We start from the raw sequence: 18,999 nt of genomic DNA, 5'->3' as shown, positions 1-18,999 counted from the left end.
GAGGTCATGCCGAAACTCCTTGGCCCAGAGGCATTCACGAATTTGCCGCCCAAATGGCATCTCAGCTGCGACCAGAAATCGATCTGTCAGGAGTTCACATTCAAAAGCTTCTCAGAAGCATTTTCCTTCATGACGCATGTTGCCATGCTGGCTGAAAAGCTAGACCACCACCCGGACTGGTCCAACTCCTACAACAAGGTCAGCATCTCTCTTTCAACCCACAGCGCGGGCGGACTGACAGACAAAGACCTCAGCCTCGCCAAAGCCATCAGTGCCTTCGTCTGGCTGCCGCAATAGCTTTATTTATTCGGCTTCACCGCCACCCAGCGCGGGCCGGGGTTTCCGCCCCCCTGCGCTGGCCCGCTGATCAGAAACACCGCTGGCGCGTCACCCAAAGCATCCACCTGCTTACGCACATCCGTCGCCGTGGCCACAACAACGCCATTCACCTGCTGGATGATATTACCCGCCACAATCCCCGCCTTTGCCGCGGGCCCCGTGGCCGATGTGACGGAAACACCATTCTCCGCGGGGTTACCCGCCAGCCCCAGCCCATAAGCTGAAAGCGTCACCGGCTTGGGTTTGGGCTCGTGAGTCTGCTCAATATTTTCGTCCCGCGCGGGCGGCGACGCGGTTATGGTCAGCTGCGTATGCGCCGCTACACCATTGCGTACAAAATCAACCTTCACACTCTGCCCGGTCTGAAACTCCGCCGTGCGGATAAACAACGCGCGCGGATTATCAATCGGCGTCCCGCCCATGGCTGTAATTACATCCCCCGGCTGCAACTTGCCGCTTGCCGGGGACCTCGCGGAAACCGCCCCCACCAAGGCTCCCTTGGGGCTCTGAAGCTTTAGAACCCCTTGAATACTTGGTGTCACCTCTTCGGTTGCCACGCCCAGCCATCCCCGGACCATTTTACCGCTATGGGCCAACGCCTCGGCCACCGGCTCCGCCATGGCGGAGGGAATCGAGAACCCGATCCCGTCAGAGGCGCCCGAAGGCGCATAGATGGCCGAATTCACGCCAATCACCTGCCCTTGCAGATTAAATAAAGGCCCACCCGAGTTGCCTTTATTGATGGCCGCATCGGTCTGGATGAAATCATCATATTTCGTGTCATCAATCTGCCGGTGCAGCGCGCTGACAATTCCTGCCGTGTTGGTCCCCGGCATTCCGAACGGGTTCCCAACGGCCAGCACCCAATCACCCACCCGCATCTTGTTTGAGTCACCAAACGGCACGAAAGGCAGCTTATGCCCGGCATTGATTTTCAGCACGGCAAGGTCGGCATCGCGGTCCCGCCCGGCGATAATCGCCGGATAAACCGTGCCATCCGGGAACGTCACGGTAATATTACTGGCGCCATTCACCACATGATTATTGGTGAGAATGTACCCGGCCGGGTCGAACACAAAACCAGAGCCCAGGGACTCTATCGTCTTGGGCGGCGGCACTACCGTGCTCGCGGTGTCACTAGGCTTATCGGAGGCCGGATGATAGGCGCTGCCATCGCCGCTCCCGTCATCACTCCCATCATCCTGCGCGGAGTTTTTATTCACCGGCGCCATGGAGGCAATGCTGACCACCGCCGGCGCCACCTTCGCCGCGAGGTCCGCCAACGCGGGCGGCAAATCCGCCGCGTGCGCCACCGCCGCAGCCAACAGGAACAGAACAGAAAATGAGCGCGCCAAAAGCTTCATGAAGCCAACAGTGACGAGCCAGGACGATCTTCGCAAGAGGGGCATGGCGTTCTATCTTTGACTTATGACTGAAGCTGAGATTCGTACCGCCCTCGCCCCCTTCAATATCGGCCACCGCATAGACGGCGTGCATGTTCAGGAAGGATTGGTGCAAGTAAGCCTTCGCGCAACACGGGAGGAAGCCGCCGGGCTAGAGCCCCTCCGGCGAGACATTGAATCGCGGCTGAAAACCCTAGCTGGTGTTAAATCCGCCATCGTAATCCTCACCGCCCACGCCGCCAATAGCACCCCCCAACCGCAAGCTGAACTGCCCTTGCTGCCTAACGTCAAACACATCATCGCCGTAGCCTCCGGCAAAGGCGGGGTCGGTAAATCCACCGTGGCCGTCAACCTCGCCGTGGCGCTGGCCCAGCGCGGCCTGAAGGTCGGGCTGCTGGACGCCGATATTTACGGCCCCTCCTTGCCTAAAATGCTTGGCCTCCACACCAAACCCTCCGTGCTGAACGGGCGCATCCAGACGCTGGACGCCTATGGCGTGAAATCCATGTCCATCGGCTATCTGGTGCCGGAAGACAAAGCGATGATCTGGCGCGGCCCAATGGTCATGGGCGCATTGAACCAGATGCTAGGCCAGGTGGATTGGGGGCCGCTGGATATTCTTGTGGTGGACATGCCCCCCGGCACCGGCGACGCCCAGCTCACCCTGGCACAGAAGGCCAAGCCCTCTGGCGCGGTCATCGTCTCCACCCCTCAGGATCTGGCACTTTTGGACGCCCGGCGCGGCGTGCAGATGTTCGAGCAGGTAGGTGTGAAGGTGCTGGGCGTAGTTGAGAATATGTCTTTCTTCTGCTGCCCGAATTGCGGCCACCGGAGTGAAATTTTCGGCCATGGCGGCGCCCAGGCCGAGGCTAAGAAAATCGGCGTGCCTTTCCTGGGGGAAATCCCGCTTGAACTGGCCATCCGCCAAGCCGGGGATACAGGTCAGCCAGTCGCGGCGCTGGATGAAAACGGTGTTGTGGCCAACAGCTTCCTCCATGTGGCTGCCAGCGTGGCAAAGGCGCTGGATCTGGGATGAGCGAGATCGGCTTCTATCACCTGACCCGCACCAACCTAATGACGGCCCTGCCCGCTTTGTTGGGCCGCACACTGGCAGCAGGTGAAAAAGCCGTGATTGCCTGCCCTGACGAGCATTTCATGAAAATGCTCGATGACGGACTCTGGCAATGCCAAACCCCTGACTGGCTCCCTCACGGCACGTTAGCACTTCCCCACCCTGAATGGCAGCCAATCTACCTGACCACCGGCACGGAAAACCCCGCCAACGCCCATTTTTTGTTCCGCGTCGGCGGCGTGGACGCGGAACCCGGCGCCTACACCCGCGTGTTCGACCTATTTGACGGCAATAACGAACAAGATGTTCTGGCGGCCCGCCAACGCTGGCGCGCCGCCAAGGATGCAGGGCACAATCTAACTTATTGGAAGCAAGAGCAAACCGGCTGGGTCAAGGCAGGCTGACCCCGCCTTTAATGCGCCCGGTGAACCGGCCGCACCCAGTGGCGGATATGCGGCCATAATTCATGATCCGGCACCTTGCTCAGATCCTTATCCAAAACCTCTTTCAGCTTTGCTTGCGCCGGTTTGCCAAGATGCAGTCTGACTTCATTCAGCGTCCGAGACGGGGCGGCAATATAAAGCTCATCATAACTCTCCACATTCTTGTTGAGCTGTGTCGCCACCCAGATTGGCAACACCCGAAACGGCTTGGCGTGAGTGTCTTTAGTCTCACCCAAGTGCCCCACCCCGGCATCCACCTGCGAGAAGGAGTGCAACGTGTTATCTGCCCGCTCCGGCCGCACAAACCGTGCATGCTCTGAGTCAGCCAAAACGATTAATGGTTTAACGTGGACCGGCATGATGCAGCCTTCCTTCCTTTCTACTCCGGAAGGAAATCTGCCTGATTTCAACTAGACTTTCATTGATCCCGATCAACGCCCACAACTTCATTCAAGCCATCCAGCGCCAAGAACCCCATGGCTGTGCGCGTCTCTACCGTCGCGCTGCCGATATGCGGCAACAGCACGGCATTCTCCAGCTCGTAATAGCCTTGGTGAATATCGGGCTCATTCTCGAACACATCCAGCCCCGCGGCAGCAATATGGCCGGAACGCAAAGCCGCGATTAGCGCCTCGTCATCCACCGTGCTACCGCGCCCGGTATTCACCACAAAGCTGCCGAGACGCATCATCCCGATTCGCGCTTCATTCAACCAATGATAAGTGCTCGGCCCGCCTGGCGCGTTGATGGACAGAAAATCAATCGCTTCCAGGAAGCTTTTATCATCCGCATGATAAATCGCACCTTCCTCCTGCTCGGCCGGCAGGCGATTCCTGTTGTAATAATGAATGGTCATATTCAGCCCGCGCGCCATTCTGGCTAGGCTTTGCCCAATGCGCCCCATGCCGAAAATACCCAGCGTTTTGCCAAACACATCACGGCCCAGATGAAAAGTCGGGCTGATGCCCTGCCATTTACGCGCACGCAGCAACCGCTCGCCTTCACCGGCCCGCCGTGCCGCCATCAACATCAGCGTCAACGCCAATTCCGCCGTGGCGTCAGACAGCACGCCCGGCGTGTTACGAATCTCAATCCCGCGTGCCTTGGCGGCGGCCAGATCAATATGCTCCAGCCCCACGCTATATGTCGCAATAACCTTAATCTGGGGCGGCAAGGCGTTGATGAGCGCGGCATTGAATATATCGGAACTATTGCACAGAATCGCATTAACTCCCTCCAGGCTGATCAACAGCGCTTGAGGGTCAAACGCGCCTTCCATGCGCAGCTCTCTCACCTCATGCTCGCGCTTCGCACGTTCCAGCACTTGCGGCATCACATCTCGGGTGATCAACAGCATCCAGGGTTCTCCTCCATGTCCTTCAGAACCCTATCAGCTTTCGGCATGGCGTCCTCCCCCCCCCTCCGCAGCCGCACAGGGGCATTCACCACACCAAAAGCCTTTACTTTTACTTTCCTGTCCAGCCCGCCTTACGCTTTTCAATAAAGGCGGTCATGCCTTCCTGCTTATCCTGCGTGGAGGCAAGGCCGAAAAAGATTCGCCGCTCAAAATGCACACCTTCTGAAAGGCTGGTCTCGAAAGCGGCGTTCACCAGTTCCTTATTCGCTTTCACCGCCAGCGGCCCCAGCCCAGCGATGGTCCTGGCCTGGTTCAGCGCCTCCTCCAGCAGCTTGCCCGCCAGCACAACCTGGGCAACCAAGCTGGCACGTTCAGCCTCTTCGGCGCCCATCATCCGTCCGGTCAAGCACATCTGCATCGCCTTAGCCTTGCCCACGGCGCGGGTCAGGCGCTGAGAGCCCCCCATGCCTGGCGCAATACCAAGCGTAACCTCCGGCTGACCAAATTTCGCGGTTTCAGCGGCGATAATATAATCCGCCATCATCGCCAGTTCGCATCCTCCCCCAAGCGCGTAGCCGGCTACGGCGGCGATCCAGGGTTTTCGGGTTGAACGACTCAGCGCGTCATAGCCGGAAAACTTATCCACCCCGTACATATCGGCAAAATTCTGCGGCTGCATTTCCTTAATGTCAGCCCCTGCCGCAAAGGCCTTTTCAGAGCCGGTCAGCACCAAGCAGCCCTGGCTGTCATCCGCCTCATAAGCGGCAAAGGCCATCTGCAACTCAGCCAAAACCTGGGAATTAAGCGCATTCAGCGCTTTTGGCCGGTTGAGGGTAACAAGCGTCACCGCCTCATGCTGTTCGACGAGGAGTGTTTCATAGGCCATGTCTTCGGCTCCCTTCATTGTGAATGGCGCGTGCGTTCTATCACGCTTTACGGAAATCAGGCTTACGCTTGCTCAAGAATGCAACAACACCTTCCCGCCCCTCCGCGCCGCGCAATGCTGCCGCTATGGAGCGAGCTTCCCATTCCAGCTGTTCTTCCAGTCCGGTTGTCTGGCTTCGCGTCAGCAAGGCCCGCGTGCCGCCCAACGCCGCCACCGGCCCCTCGGCCAGCGCGCTTGCCACCATTTCAGCCTCCGCCAGCACATTGTCCGCCACACGGGTAATCAGCCCGATTTCCGCCGCTTCCTGAGCCGGAACACGGCGGTTGGTCAATGCCAGCTCCTGCGCCCGGCGCACTCCCACCAAACGCGGCAACAGCCAGCTTGTACCCAGATCCGGCGTCAGGCCAATCGCCGTATAAGCCACGGTGAAATGGGCATCGGGCGCCGCAATCACGATATCCCCCAGCATTGCTAGGGCAAGTCCCGCTCCCGCGGCCGGGCCATTCACCGCCACCACCAACGGCTTGCCCATCCGCGCGAACCGCGAGACAGCGCCATGCAAAATCGTTGTCAAATTCTTGGCCAGACGGGACACATTCTCCCCCGCCGCGGCAAAGCCGTTAATATCCCCTCCGCCGCAAAACAGCTTCCCCGCGCCGGTCAGCAGCACAGCGCGTATGGCCTCATTTTCATCACATTCAATCGCGGCTTCAAACAGCGCCCTGGACAATGCCGTGTCCAATGTATTCGCCGCCTCCGGGCGGTTGAGGGTCAGCCGGGCCAAACCGCCCTCACGGGTAAAAAGCAAAGGAGAATCGGCGCTCATAGACAACCTTGCGGTAAATTATTTACTCAAGCGTAGCTCTCATGCTTCATTTACGGCGTCAAGACGAATATCATAGCCTCATGGATAAGACCGCCACACCGCAGCCCCCCTTCCGCAACGCCTCGGAGCGCGAGCAGGAACGCGCGGCCAAACGTGATGCGGTGCTTCGCGCGGCTGTCCGCATGTTCAACCAGCGCGGCTACCACACCACCTCTCTGGACGATGTCGCTGCCAGCCTCGGCATCTCAAAACCATTGATCTATCATTATCTCGGCGCCAAGGAACAAGTGCTGTTCGAGTGCCTGCGGATCGGACTAAAACGCCTGCACGAGGCAGCCAACGAAGCCTCAGCAGCGCCCGGCACGGGGCTGGACCGCCTGAAGATCTTTCTCTGCCGCTACGGCGAAGTTATCATGGACGATTTCGGGCGCTGCGTGATCCGCACCGGCGACGAAGTACTGGCCCCCGAAAGCCGCGCCCAATTCCGCGCCATGAAACGCGAAATCGACCTAGCTTTGCGCCGTTTCATGCAAGACGCATCGGACGATGGCTCCGCCAACGTATCAGACATAAAATTGACCTCTTTTTCTTTCGTCGGCGCGCTGAACTGGTCAACACGCTGGCATGATCCGGAAGGCGATCTACCACCTCAGGAAATCGCCAAACGGCTCGTGGATATTCTCGTCCGGGGTATTGAGCCTCGGGCTTAGCCTTCACTTGCCTTGCGCAGATACAATGTGAGTCCCAGCGCGCCCAGCACAACCGCCGCCCCTACCACAAACACCGCCGGATACCCCAAATGACCGCCAACCACCCCCGCCAAGGGGCCGGTTATGCCCAGCGCCACGTCGAGAAACACGGTATAAATCGCAATCGCCGCCCCCCGGCTGCCCGCCGCCACGCTCCGCAACGCCTCCACCGCCAGCGCCGGAAAAATCAGCGAAAACCCCAGCCCAGCCAAAGACGCACCTAGCATGGCAACCAGCGGCGCCGGTGCCAACCACAGCAGCAACAGCCCCACAACCTCAACGGTAAATGAGACCAGCGCAGACCGGAACCCACCAAACCGCCCGATAGTGTCCGCGAAAAGAATCCGCACCGCCACGAAACAGCCGCCAAAGCTGGTGAGCGCATACGCGGCCCCTTGCCAGCCATGCGCCGTATAATAGAGGGCCATGAACGCCACGATGACCCCAAACCCGAACGAGCCCCCCGCCAGCGCGAGCCCGTAAGGCACAATCTGCCGGGCGACGCTCAACATGCTCATCCGCTTTGCCCCGGTAACGAGGGGCGCGGCCTTTTTGAAAATGGCGCCCGACAGCCCCAGCAGCGGCAGAATAATCGCAACCCCGGCCAGCGCCTGCAGCCCGCCCCAATGCACCAAGGCCACCCCCGCCGGGGCGCCAGCGGCAATCCCGCCATAAGAGGCCACGCCGTTCCAGGAGATCACCTCCGCCGTGGCCGTCCCACCAACCCAGCCAATCCCCCAAGTGATGCACCCCGTCCCCGTTCCGCTTTCGGCGGAACCAAGCAGCAGGCGACTCAGCAGCAGGAATCCCAACACCGCCAACGGCGCATGAAAAAACGTGGCCGCCAGGATGCAGGCGCCATTCAAAGACGCGCAGACTAGCCCGCCCAGCACCACGACCTTGCCGCCGCGCATGTCCGAGATCCGACCGACAACCGAACGCGTCAGCAAAGTCGCCGCATATTGCAGGCTGATCACCGCCCCCGCGAGGGCCGCGCTGTATCCCAACTTGAAATGCACCAATCCTGGAAATACCGCTAAGGGCAGACCAATGAGGAAGTAGGTAATGGCGTTAAACACGACGATTGAAAGAATCTGCGCCGTATTTTTACCCGCCACCTCACCACCGCCCACCGTCATACACCCAGAGCCCCCCATTACGGGGGCAATCTAGGGGGCTTGAACCATACAGTACAATCCCGATAGCCATGCGGCTGACACAGCCTTACTCTGCGAAAGCAGCCTCAACCTCCGCCCATTCCGCTACCCATGCGGGCAACGCCTCTTTGCCGAAACCGGGTGATACAGCCTGCAAAACCGGCTCCGGCGGTACAAGCTTACCTTTTTTCACAAAGGCGGCGCGCATAACCGCTGTGCAGGCCAAACCGTCAGGACCAGAAACAACCTGCATCACATAAAGCCAGCGTTCATCGCAGCCGATCAACTTTGTCGCCAGTGTAAATCGCGCGAATGGCGCTAGAGGCCGGCGGAACCGCAGCGCCGACCCCGCCAGCACCACCCCCAGCCTTTGCCGCCGCATCTCCTTCCACGCGCCAGAGCGCAGGATCAGATCCGTGCGCCCCAGATCCATTAGTGACAGATAGCGTGAATTGGTTAAATGCAAGTTCAGGTCCAAATCTAACGGCCAAACCCTGAACCTCAGTTCGGACGTCTCATTCATCCTCATCCGGGGCCGCCACCAAGCGGCAAGAATAACGGCCAACAGCCGGAAGATCAGATTCATGTGTCCTGCTTGGCCTGTTCTTCCGCTACCAGCTCCTTGCGCGAGAGTTTGCCCACAACGGTCTTCGGAAGCACGTCCCTAAATTCAATCTTCTTTGGCCGCTCAACAGGAGAAAGATAATCCGCGAGGAAACTCTGCAACGCCTCCTCGGTCATCTGCATACCTTCATGCAGTTTCACATAGGCTTTCGGCACCTGCCCACGTTTGGCATCCGGTATGCCGATCACCACCACCTCCAGCACCGCCGGATGCTTATAAAACGCTTCCTCCACCATACGTGGATAAACGTTGTACCCGCCTGAAATAATCAGATCCTTGATCCGGTCCACCAGGAAAATATAGCCATCTTGATCCTGATACCCGACGTCACCGGTCCGCAGCGCGCCGTCCACAAACACTTTCGCGGTTTCATCCGGCCGGTTCCAATAGCCCAGCATCACTTGCGGGCCGCGCACGCAAACCTCGCCAAGCTCTCCCTGCGGCACAATGCGCGATGGCTCATCCAGCGCGCGGATCTCCACCACGGTATCATCCACTGGAAGGCCAATAGACCCATCGCGCACGCCGCCGAATAAATTGCATGCCACCACCGGCGACGCCTCGGAAAGCCCATAGCCTTCCACAAGCTGACAACCTGTAATCTGCTCAAACCGCGTGCGTATTTCAGCAGGCAGCGGCGCCGCGCCAGAAACGCAATACCGAATGGAGGACAGCTCCCATATCTCCTTGGCAGCAGCTTCGTTGATATTCGCATAAATGGTCGGCACACCAGGAAAGAAAAGCGGCTTCGTGCGCGCCAATGTTTTCCGCAACAACGTTTTGTCGTAGCGGGGCAGCAAAATCATCTCCAGCCCCAGCATGACTGAGAGATTCATCGCCACTGTCATGGCGAACACATGAAACAACGGCACCAGGGTCAGCATGCCACCCCCTGGCGTAATCTCCGGCAAGCGCCTCACCACCTGCGCGCAATTCGCCGTGAGATTAGCGTGGCTCAACATCGCAGCTTTCGGAATTCCCGTCGTACCGCCTGTATATTGCAGCACCGCCAGATCCTTCACAGCCTCGCACGGCACCGGACGCGGCGATGCCCCTGGCGCCACCAGCGCGCTGAACCTAACATATCTGGAATCAACGGGGACCACCGCAAGGATCTTACGCCGCGTCAGCCAGAATCCCACCCGCTTCACAGGGTCGAGAATCTCCAGCATCGACCCCACGATGAGATGGTCAAGCGCGCCATCCGCCACAATCGGCACGAATTTATCGTACAACTCCTTCACATCTAACGTCACCGCAATCCGCGCGCCGCTATCCTTCAGGAAATGCCGTATTTCGTTTTCAACATAAAGCGGGCTCAGATTCACCACAACGCCGCCCGCGCGCAGAATGCCGTAATAACAAATCACATAATACGGTGTGTTGGGCAGGCACAACGCCACGCGCGCGCCTTTTTCAACCCCCAGCCGCTGAAAACCCGCCGCCGCGCGCTCAACCAAACGGCCCAACTCAGCATAGCTCGTGCGTTTACCCAGGAAATCCATGGCCATAATGCCAGGAAACCGGGCCACCGCATCCGCTAACAGTTCATGCACCGGCAGAGTTGACACGCTTCCACTTTTTTGCCGCGCATCCATCATCAACTTCCCGTGCAAGGCGTCAATGGCGCAGCCGGGCGCGTCCACACTTCCGAGCGCCCAAGCAAAGGAATACCCACATACCCCCGCACATGCAACGTGCCATCGGAGGCTAAATGCATAATCGATTTATAGGTTTTTCCATTTTCAGGATCATAAATCCAGCCCTCTTTCCAGTGCCCCTCGCCTTCCGGCACAAAACGGCCCAGAATCGGCAGCCCACAAAGCGGCCTATTTTGCAGGGCAGCATTTTTATTATGAATATCTGTCTTAGGCTTCCCGGCCGCATCCAAAGGCACTTTCAACCATTCAATCTTTCCGCATAAATCGCCGCCGCATGGCGAAATCAAAATGCCCGCTTTGCCGGTCTGGTCCATCCACCACCCTGCCGGACTCGTTTGCGCCATCGCCATTCCGGAAACGGAGGATAAACCAATAGCAGTCAAAAGAATTTTCATGTGACGTTTAAAAGCGAATGCTTGCATTTCCATCCCTTTTTGGTATTTACCATACACAATACGTCAGGTAACAACTCTATTCAACAACAAAGATCAGCCAAAACCCCCAGGCTGTGACATACAAGCTCAGGAGGACGTCCCGACCATGAAAAAGACCGCTTCGCAAAAAGCTAAACTTCTCGCGGCGACAGCCTGCGGCGCATTGAGCGCATTTGCCTTTACCCAAAGCGCTCACGCCTCCGGCTTTGGCCTGCGCGAAGGCGCCGCCGACTGGCTGGGCAATGCTTTTGTCGGCGGCGAGGCCAAGGCTTACGATGCCAGCACGGCCTGGACCAACCCCGCCGGCATGGCACTGCTCAACCAGAATGAGGTTGAGGGTAACATCAGCTATATCTCTCCGTCCGCCACGTTTTCCGGCTACAATACCAACCCACTCACGGGGGGAACGGTTAGCGGTACGCAAGGTGGAAATGCCGTTACACCAGCCGCCTCGGGTGCGCTTTTTGGCGTCTTCGCCCTGGCACCGGACTGGCGTCTCGGCTTCAGCGTCACGAACCCCTATGGTGAGCGCACCTCTTACCCTGGTGACTTCGTCGGTCGCTATCAGAGCCTTGTTTCCAGCATTACCGCGGTGGATTTCGGCATCGCGCTTTCATACAAATTTAACAACCATATCTCCGTAGGCGGCGGCCCGGTCGTCGAGTATTTCGACGCCCGACTTACCCAGGCGCTGAACATCCCCACACTTAGCGCCCTGACCGGGCAGGACCCAATTGCCGATGTCCACGGCAGCAATGTCGGTGTCGGCTACAATATCGGTGCACTCTACCGCTTTAACAACGTCACCCGAATCGGTATCGACTACCATTCGCGCATTCGCCACAGCATCTCCGGCACGCAAAGCATCTCGGTTCCCGCAATCTACTCCGCCCTTAGCCCCTCCACCGCCGCGTTGCTAGCAGAGGGCAACAGCAGCGCCACCACTTCCATCACGCTGCCGGACTCGGTGGGTATTGGCATTTACCACCAGATCACCCCCGCCTGGGCGGTTATGGGCAGCTTGCAATGGACCCATTGGGCCCTGTTCAACAGCCTGCACGTTACCCCCACCAACGGCAGCCCAAGCACCGTCATCAACGAGAACTGGCGCAACACGTGGTTCGCCGGTATCGGCACCAACTACCAGTTAACCGACAAGATCATGCTGCAAGCGGGCTTTGCGTACGACCAGTCTCCTGTCACGGACTCCAACCGTACCTCCCGCGTGCCTGACGCCAACCATTACGACCTTGGGTTCGGCGCCAAATATAAGCTCACCCCGACAACAAGCTTTGACCTTGCCTACGGGCACGTCTTCACGCCCGGCGGCAGCATTCACTCCACCGCCTCCACCACAAGCGGCACCCTCATTGGCAACTACAGCGCCTCGGACAATTCCATCACCGCCGGTATGACCATGAAGTTTTAACTCACGAAAATTGTGAATGGTCGGGCCGCCATCCTAATGCACAAGGTGAATAAAATGACCTAATAGTAAGCCAAAAGACCAGCCTCACAGGAGTCTCCCATGTCGCACAACGACCAGCTCTATACCGTTACACAGCTCGGCGCCGAGCTAGGGATCACTGTGCGCACCCTGCACTTCTATGAAGCGCAGGGCCTTATCTCCCCGCGCCGCGCGGGTACAACGCGCGTCTATTCCCAACGGGACCGGGCGCGTATGATCCTTATTCTGCGTGGCAAACGGCTGGGTTTTTCAATCAAGGAGATCAAGGAGTACCTTGAGCTTTACGACATTGACCCCTCCCACGGGCAACAAACAAAGGCGTTGTTGAAAGCGGCACAAAACCGCATCCACAAACTGGAAGAACAACGCCACGCCCTGGAACAGACCTTAACCGAACTCCGCAGCATTGAGCTGCAGTGCGAGGAGGCGCTGGAGAAAATGGGCCACCCGTCCCCTCCAGCGCTGAACACCAAACCCAAAACCGGCCAGGCGAAAAAAGCCGCCGCCAAACCGATCGGGAGATCACCGTGACCCAAGCCGTTATCGCGGGCTATGCCCGTTCCCCCTTCACCCTCGCCAACAAAGGCGCCCTTGCCCGCACCCGCCCGGACGATATTGCCGCTGAACTCATCGCCGGTCTCGTCGCCCGCACGGGCGTTACCCCTTCCGACCTTGAAGCCGTCATCCTCGGTTGCGCCTTCCCCGAGGGCGAACAGGGCCTGAATATCGCCCGGCTGGTCGCCCTTCATGCTGGTCTGCCGCAATCCGTTGGCGGCTATACTGTGAATCATTTCTGCGGCTCCTCCATGCAATCCATCCACATCGCCGCCGGGCATATCGCCACCGGTGCGGGCGAGGCGTTCATCGCCGCGGGTGTTGAGAGCATGAGCCGCGTGCCGATGATGGGCTTCAACCCGCTGCCCAACCCCGCCCTCTACGCCAAAATTCCCGCTGCCTATATGGGGATGGGCGAAACCGCCGAGAACGTGGCGGCGAAATGGAACATCTCCCGTGCCGAACAGGAGGCATTCGCCGTGGAGAGCCAGCGCCGCGCCGCGGCCGCCATCAAGGCCGGACATTTCAAGGACGAGATCATCCCCATAACCACCAAAGCTGGCCAGATTGAGGCGGATGGCTGCCCCCGCCCCGAAACCACTGCTGACGGCCTGGCCGGGCTGAAACCCGCCTTCAGCACAGACGGCTCCGTCACCGCCGGCACATCCTCCCCGCTGACGGACGGCGCCTCCGCTGTGCTGGTCTGCTCCGCCGATTACGCCGCAAAGCACGGCCTCAAGCCGCTGGCTCGCATCGTCGCCTCCGCCACAGCGGGCTGCTCGCCGGAGATCATGGGCATTGGCCCCGTCACCGCCACCAAAAAAGCCTTGGCCCGCGCAAACCTCTCAGTGTCGGATATCGACGTGGTCGAGCTTAACGAGGCCTTTGCTTCCCAGTCCCTCGCCTGCATCCGTGACCTAGGGCTGGACTTGGCGAAGGTGAATATAGACGGTGGCGCCATCGCGCTCGGCCATCCGCTCGGCGCCACCGGGGCACGCATCACCGGCAAGGCAGCATCGCTGCTGGCTCGCACCGGCGGGCGCTATGCGCTGGCCACGCAATGCATCGGCGGCGGTCAGGGCATCGCCACCATTCTGGAGCGTGTGTGATGGAAACCATCCGCAAAGCCGCCGTTATCGGCGCCGGAACCATGGGGGCGGCCATCGCCGCCCAATTCGCCAATGCGGGCGTGCCAGTATTGCTGCTGGACATCGTGAAGCCAGACGCCCCCAGCCGCAACGCGCTGGCCGAAGGCGCCATCGCCAAAATGCTCAAAACCGAGCCCGCGCCCTTTATGTCCAAACGCGCGGCCAAGCTGGTCACGCCAGGCAATATCGAGGACGACCTTCCCCAGCTCGGCTCCTGCGACTGGGTGGTGGAAGCCATCATCGAACGTCTGGACCTCAAGCAGGTCCTCTACCGCGAAATCGACGCCGTACGCCGCCCCGGCACGGCGGTGTCCTCCAACACCTCCACCATTCCGCTAGCCAAACTTACCGAGGGACTGCCGGAAAGCTTCAGACGCGACTTCCTGATCACCCATTTCTTTAATCCGCCGCGCTATATGCGCCTGCTGGAGTTGGTGACAGGCCCGGAGACCGACCAAGATCTTGCCGCAAAGGTGGCAAATTTCGCCGACCTCATGCTCGGCAAGAGCGTGGTAAAAGCCAAGGACTCCCCGGGCTTCATCGCCAACCGTCTCGGCGTGTTCTGGCTGCAGACCGGCGTGATCGAGGCCATGGATGCGGGCCTCACGGTTGAAGAAGCCGACGCCACCATAGGCCGCCCCTTCGGCATCCCCAAAACCGGCGTATTTGGGCTCATCGACCTCGTAGGGCTGGATCTGATGCCCCACATCAACGCCAGCCTTGCCGCCACCCTGCCGCAAGGCGATGCCTTTCACGCTACCAACCGCGACCTGCCGCTCATTAAAAAAATGATTGCGGAAGGGTATATCGGCCGAAAAGGCAAAGGCGGGTTCTACCGCAAAGGGGCCAAGGGCCGCGAAGCCATCGACCTTTCAACCGCCGATTACCGCCCAGCACAAAAAGCCAAGGCACCGGATGGGCGGGATTTGCGCAAGCTGCTCACCCAATCCACCTATGCTTGGCGCGTCATGGGCCAGACGCTGGCCTACGCCATCTCCTTGGTGCCGGAAGCGGCGGAAGATGTGCACGCCATCGATGAAGCAATGCGCCTTGGCTATAACTGGAAATTCGGCCCGTTCGAGCTGATCGACAAAATCGGCGCAGACTGGCTGGCCGAGAAGCTAGCGGCGGACAATTTCCCCGTCCCCGCTCTGCTCACCGCCGCCAAGGGCAAGAGCTTCTACCGTCAGGAGGGCGCCAACCGTGACTATCTCGGCACGGACGGCGCCTACCACAAGCTCACCCGCCCGGAAGGCGTGTTGATGCTGGAAGATATAAAACTCACCGCCAAGCCGCTGCTTAAAAACGCCTCGGCGGCCGTGTGGGACATTGGAGACGGCGTGCTCTGCTTCGAGCTGACTTCCAAGAGCAACAGCTGGGACCAGCAGAATCTTGAACTCCTCGACAAGGCCATCGACTTCGTACCGCAAAACCACAAGGCGCTGGTGATTTATAACGAGGGTTCACATTTCTCCGTCGGCGCCAATCTCGGCCTCGCCCTCTTCGCCGCTAACATCGCGGCCTGGAGCGAGATCGAAAAGCTCGTCGCCTCCGGCCAGCAGATTTTCAAGAAGCTGAAATACGCGCCCTTCCCCAGCGTCGCCGCTCCGTTTGGCATGGCGGTTGGCGGCGGCTGCGAAATTCTCCTGCATTCTTCAGCCATTCAGGCCCATGCGGAAGCCTATATAGGGCTGGTGGAATGCGGGGTGGGTCTGGTTCCCGCCTGGGGAGGCTGCTCGGAAATGCTCGCCCGCTGGGCCGCCAACAAGGCCATGCCGCGCGGCCCCATGCCCGCCGCATCAAAAGTATTCGAGATGGTCAGCACCGCCACGGTCAGCAAATCGGCGGCCAACGCCAAGGAACTTCTCTTCCTGCGCGAATCAGATGGCATCACCATGAACCGCTACCGTCTGCTGACGGACGCCAAAGCCAAGGCTCTGGCTTTGGCCGTGTCCTACGCCCCGCCCGAAGCCCCTACCTATCAGCTTCCCGGTGAGGATGGCAGCGTGGGCTTTGCAATGGCGGTTAAGGATTTCCGCAAGAAAGGCCTTGCCACGCCTTATGACGAGGTCGTGGCCGGGGAACTTCGCCGCGTACTCTCCGGCGGAGACGCTGATATCATCGACCGCCCGACGGAACAACAAATCCTGAACCTCGAACGTGCCGCCTTTACGCGGCTCATCAAACAGGACGGCACCCTGGCGCGCATTGAAACAATGCTCACCACCGGCAAGCCGCTTCGCAATTAAGGAGAAAAGGCCATGCAAACCTATACCGCGCCCCTGCGGGACATGCGCTTTGTTCTGCACGAGTTGCACCCCGCCAAGCCGCTGCCCGGCACCGAGGAGTTCACGCCCGAACTTCTGGACACGGTTCTGGAGGAAGCCGGCAAATTCTGCGCCGAGATGCTGCTGCCCCTCAACGCCCCCGGCGATGAGGAGGGCTGCCATTACGAGAACGGCGTCGTCCGTACCCCAAAGGGCTTCAAGGAGGCCTATAAGGCTTTCAACGAAGCTGGCTGGGGCGCCCTGAACGCCGACCCGCAATATGGCGGCCAGGGCCTGCCTGAAACTGTGGCGAAGCTGGTAGAAGAGATGATCTGCGCCTGCAACATCTCCTTCGGTCTTTATCCCGGCCTCTCCCACGGCGCCTATTTGGCCCTCAAAAGCCACGGGTCCGATGAGCTGAAAGATTTTTACCTACCCAAGCTAGTCTCTGGCGAATGGTCGGGCACCATGTGCCTTACCGAGCCGCATTGCGGCACGGATCTCGGCCTGCTGCGCACCAAGGCGGTGCCGCAGGAGAATGGCAGCTACAAACTCACCGGCTCCAAAATCTTCATCTCCGCCGGTGAGCACGACATGTCGGAGAACATCATACACCTCGTACTCGCTCGCCTGCCAGACGCGCCGCCCGGCATTAAAGGCATCTCGCTCTTTCTAGTGCCAAAATTCCTGTCGGACGAAAGCGGCAAACCTGGTGCACGCAACGGCGTGAGCTGTGCGGCCATCGAGCACAAAATGGGCATCAAAGCCTCCGCCACCTGCCAGATGAATTTTGATGACGCCACCGGCTGGCTCGTCGGCACACCCCATAAAGGTATGCAGGCAATGTTCGTGATGATGAATTCCGAACGCCTCTCGGTCGGCACACAAGGCTTGGGCATTGGCGAAGCCGCTTATCAAGGCGCCGTCGCCTACGCAAAGGACCGCCAGCAAGGCCGCTCCCTGGCCGGTGCCAAATACCCGGACAAACCAGCGGACCCGATCATCGTTCACCCCGATATCCGCCGCAATCTTATGACTATGCGCGCGTATAACGAGGGCTGCCGCGCACTCGGCGTTTGGGTCGCGGGCATCATGGACGTGGCAGAGCGGAGCGAGAACCCGAAGGAAAAGGCTGAGGCGGAAGAGTTCATCGCCGTGCTTACCCCGGTGGTGAAGGCACTGTTCACGGATCTCGGCTTCGAGAGCGCGAACCTCGCCGTGCAGACTTATGGCGGCCATGGTTATATCCGCGACCACGGCATGGAGCAGCTGGTGCGTGATTCGCGCATCGCCATGATCTATGAAGGCACCAACGGCATCCAGGCTCTGGATCTTGTGGGCCGCAAGATGCCCGCCAATATGGGCCGCAATCTCCGCCGCTTCTTCCATCCAGTAGCGGAATTTATTGAGGCCAACCAGAACGACCCAGCCATTGGCAAGCTGGTCCAGGGCTTCGCCCGCGCCTTCGGCGCCCTGCAGCTCGCCACCGGCTTCATCGCCGAAAAGGCGCTGAAGGATGCCGAGGAGGCTGGCGCCGCCGCCACCGATTATCTGCGCCTGTTCGGTCTGGTAGCGCTCGGTTTCATGTGGATGCGCACCGCCAAGATCGCGGCGGAAAAAGCCATGCAACCCGGCCCGGACCATGAGTTCTACCAAGCCAAGCTTGCCACCGCGCGCTTCTTTGCCGAGCGTATCCTGCCGCAAGCGGGCGCGCTGCTATTCACCATCAAATCCGGCAAGGCATCGCTAATGGCCCTTGAGGATGACGCGTTCTAACCTTTCCCCTCAGCGCAACTTGAGTCCCGGTGGTATCATCTGCCGGGTTTTTTTATCAATAAGCCAGCCGGCCATTTGTTATTCGAAAAGCGATAACCAATAATCTCTTATGAGACCTGTGCGCGGGTTGTTGTAGGGCACTGAAACGTATTGTTTTTTTGTTTTGCGGTGGCGATTGGCCTATGTCGCCACCGCCCTGGTCAGAGCGGTGGCTGCTTTCATACTTGGGCCGCGAGAATGTTCATGGCACGCTTGAGGTTGTAGGCGATGGCGGTGAGGTGGACTTGGACGGCGGCTTTGGCGAGACCTCGCCATCGCATGCGGCGCGGCCATAGCAGCGCTTCCATGTTCCGAATACCTTCTCGATCCGGCCTCGCACCCGATGGATCGGTTGGTTCCATTCTTTAAGCTTACGCAGCGTTTCCTTTTCATCGCGCCCCCAAATGCCGGTAACGACGATCCGCGGTATGCCGCCCTTTGCACGCACAGCATCACGGAAGTGATTACCGCGATAGGCGCTGTCGGCAAATATCTCGCCGGGATTGTCGGGCAGCGCTTCGGGGCCTGCTCTGCCATCATTGATATTAGCAGATGTGACCGACACTTCCTCGACCAATGCAGCATCGGCATCTGCCCCAACATACGCCTTGAAGCCATGAACGCTCGGTTTTCCCTTGTGTTTGACCCAGCGTGCATCGTCTTCGGCGGCGGAGGCAATGATCATAGCATCGACCAGCGTACCGGTCTTGACGGTCACTGCCTTTGATTTGAGCCTAATGGTCACACTGTCAAACAGCGGCCGATCACGCTTGTGCGTGACCATCAGCCTACGA

At 59.4% G+C, this 18,999-nt stretch carries 19 protein-coding genes; 9 read left to right on the top strand and 10 right to left on the bottom strand.

The window, feature by feature from the left end:
* The first annotated feature begins 6 nt into the window (after positions 1–6).
* Positions 7–297: a 4a-hydroxytetrahydrobiopterin dehydratase gene (locus tag BUB54_RS01155; RefSeq protein WP_048877192.1), complete on the top strand. Its 291-nt coding sequence runs from the start codon at positions 7–9 to the stop codon at positions 295–297.
* A 2-nt stretch (positions 298–299) separates the two neighbouring features.
* On the opposite strand, the gene BUB54_RS01150 is transcribed toward BUB54_RS01155, so the two are convergent.
* Positions 300–1,703, bottom strand: coding sequence for a trypsin-like peptidase domain-containing protein (locus tag BUB54_RS01150; protein ID WP_048877193.1), 1,404 nt, complete (start codon positions 1,701–1,703; stop codon positions 300–302).
* Positions 1,704–1,767: 64 nt separating this feature from the next.
* Here BUB54_RS01150 and BUB54_RS01145 point away from each other — a divergent pair, with 64 nt between their 5' ends.
* Together BUB54_RS01145 and BUB54_RS01140 are read left to right on the top strand one after the other, a co-directional pair.
* Complete coding sequence (locus BUB54_RS01145; RefSeq protein ID WP_048877194.1) at positions 1,768–2,778, top strand: Mrp/NBP35 family ATP-binding protein; 1,011 nt, start codon at positions 1,768–1,770, stop codon at positions 2,776–2,778.
* Positions 2,775–3,218 (top strand): DNA polymerase III subunit chi, encoded by a 444-nt coding sequence (locus tag BUB54_RS01140; RefSeq protein WP_048877195.1) that lies wholly within the window; start codon positions 2,775–2,777, stop codon positions 3,216–3,218. The genes BUB54_RS01145 and BUB54_RS01140 overlap by 4 nt, the downstream gene beginning before the upstream one ends.
* Before the next feature lie 8 nt (positions 3,219–3,226).
* Here BUB54_RS01140 and BUB54_RS01135 read toward each other — a convergent pair whose 3' ends face one another.
* The 4 genes from BUB54_RS01135 to BUB54_RS01120 form a co-directional block, all read right to left on the bottom strand.
* Positions 3,227–3,616, bottom strand: a complete 390-nt coding sequence (locus tag BUB54_RS01135) for a baeRF12 domain-containing protein (protein WP_048877196.1) — start codon at positions 3,614–3,616, stop codon at positions 3,227–3,229.
* A gap of 59 nt (positions 3,617–3,675) precedes the next feature.
* The gene (locus tag BUB54_RS01130) at positions 3,676–4,614 is read right to left on the bottom strand and encodes a 2-hydroxyacid dehydrogenase (RefSeq protein ID WP_048877197.1); all 939 of its coding nucleotides are present in this window, start codon (positions 4,612–4,614) and stop codon (positions 3,676–3,678) included.
* 109 nt (positions 4,615–4,723) lie between these two features.
* Positions 4,724–5,500 (bottom strand): enoyl-CoA hydratase-related protein, encoded by a 777-nt coding sequence (locus tag BUB54_RS01125; protein ID WP_048877198.1) that lies wholly within the window; start codon positions 5,498–5,500, stop codon positions 4,724–4,726.
* Positions 5,501–5,540: 40 nt separating this feature from the next.
* Positions 5,541–6,326: an enoyl-CoA hydratase/isomerase family protein gene (locus BUB54_RS01120; protein ID WP_048877199.1), complete on the bottom strand. Its 786-nt coding sequence runs from the start codon at positions 6,324–6,326 to the stop codon at positions 5,541–5,543.
* Between the two features lie 80 nt (positions 6,327–6,406).
* Between BUB54_RS01120 and BUB54_RS01115 the strand changes: the two genes are divergently transcribed.
* Positions 6,407–7,036, top strand: coding sequence for a TetR/AcrR family transcriptional regulator (locus BUB54_RS01115; protein WP_048877207.1), 630 nt, complete (start codon positions 6,407–6,409; stop codon positions 7,034–7,036).
* Here the strand turns inward: BUB54_RS01115 and BUB54_RS01110 are convergent.
* From BUB54_RS01110 to BUB54_RS01095, 4 genes are all read right to left on the bottom strand, one after another.
* Positions 7,033–8,214, bottom strand: a complete 1,182-nt coding sequence (locus BUB54_RS01110; protein WP_139284743.1) for an MFS transporter — start codon at positions 8,212–8,214, stop codon at positions 7,033–7,035. The two genes, BUB54_RS01115 and BUB54_RS01110, sit on opposite strands and share 4 nt — an antisense overlap.
* Before the next feature lie 85 nt (positions 8,215–8,299).
* Positions 8,300–8,818, bottom strand: a complete 519-nt coding sequence (locus BUB54_RS01105; RefSeq protein ID WP_052948261.1) for a thioesterase family protein — start codon at positions 8,816–8,818, stop codon at positions 8,300–8,302.
* Positions 8,815–10,503, bottom strand: coding sequence for a long-chain-fatty-acid--CoA ligase (locus tag BUB54_RS01100; protein ID WP_241869278.1), 1,689 nt, complete (start codon positions 10,501–10,503; stop codon positions 8,815–8,817). Before BUB54_RS01100 ends, BUB54_RS01105 begins: the two co-directional genes overlap by 4 nt.
* A complete protein-coding gene (locus BUB54_RS01095) occupies positions 10,458–10,940 on the bottom strand; it encodes a DUF2147 domain-containing protein (RefSeq protein ID WP_158320056.1) in 483 nt (160 codons plus the stop codon). Before BUB54_RS01095 ends, BUB54_RS01100 begins: the two co-directional genes overlap by 46 nt.
* A gap of 118 nt (positions 10,941–11,058) precedes the next feature.
* On the opposite strand from BUB54_RS01095, the gene BUB54_RS01090 reads away from it, so the two are divergent.
* From BUB54_RS01090 to BUB54_RS01070, 5 genes are all read left to right on the top strand, one after another.
* On the top strand, positions 11,059–12,381 hold the full coding sequence (locus BUB54_RS01090) for an OmpP1/FadL family transporter (RefSeq protein WP_048877202.1): 1,323 nt from the start codon (positions 11,059–11,061) through the stop codon (positions 12,379–12,381).
* A 99-nt stretch (positions 12,382–12,480) separates the two neighbouring features.
* Entirely contained in the window at positions 12,481–12,951 is a 471-nt protein-coding gene (locus BUB54_RS01085; protein WP_048877203.1) for a MerR family transcriptional regulator, read from the top strand.
* Positions 12,948–14,084 (top strand): thiolase family protein, encoded by a 1,137-nt coding sequence (locus BUB54_RS01080; RefSeq protein WP_048877204.1) that lies wholly within the window; start codon positions 12,948–12,950, stop codon positions 14,082–14,084. The genes BUB54_RS01085 and BUB54_RS01080 overlap by 4 nt, the downstream gene beginning before the upstream one ends.
* Positions 14,084–16,372, top strand: a complete 2,289-nt coding sequence (locus BUB54_RS01075) for a 3-hydroxyacyl-CoA dehydrogenase/enoyl-CoA hydratase family protein (protein WP_048877205.1) — start codon at positions 14,084–14,086, stop codon at positions 16,370–16,372. The genes BUB54_RS01080 and BUB54_RS01075 overlap by 1 nt, the downstream gene beginning before the upstream one ends.
* A 12-nt stretch (positions 16,373–16,384) precedes the next feature.
* Positions 16,385–18,166: an acyl-CoA dehydrogenase C-terminal domain-containing protein gene (locus tag BUB54_RS01070; protein WP_048877206.1), complete on the top strand. Its 1,782-nt coding sequence runs from the start codon at positions 16,385–16,387 to the stop codon at positions 18,164–18,166.
* 241 nt (positions 18,167–18,407) lie between these two features.
* Here the strand turns inward: BUB54_RS01070 and BUB54_RS20635 are convergent.
* Positions 18,408–18,999, bottom strand: a 592-nt coding sequence (locus tag BUB54_RS20635; protein WP_244890738.1) for a transposase, incomplete at its 5' end; no start/stop codon positions are given.

Origin of the sequence: Acidocella aminolytica 101 = DSM 11237, from assembly GCF_900129125.1 — a bacterium.
Classification (GTDB): domain Bacteria; phylum Pseudomonadota; class Alphaproteobacteria; order Acetobacterales; family Acetobacteraceae; genus Acidocella; species Acidocella aminolytica.
This window is presented reverse-complemented; position numbering and strand designations above follow the sequence as displayed.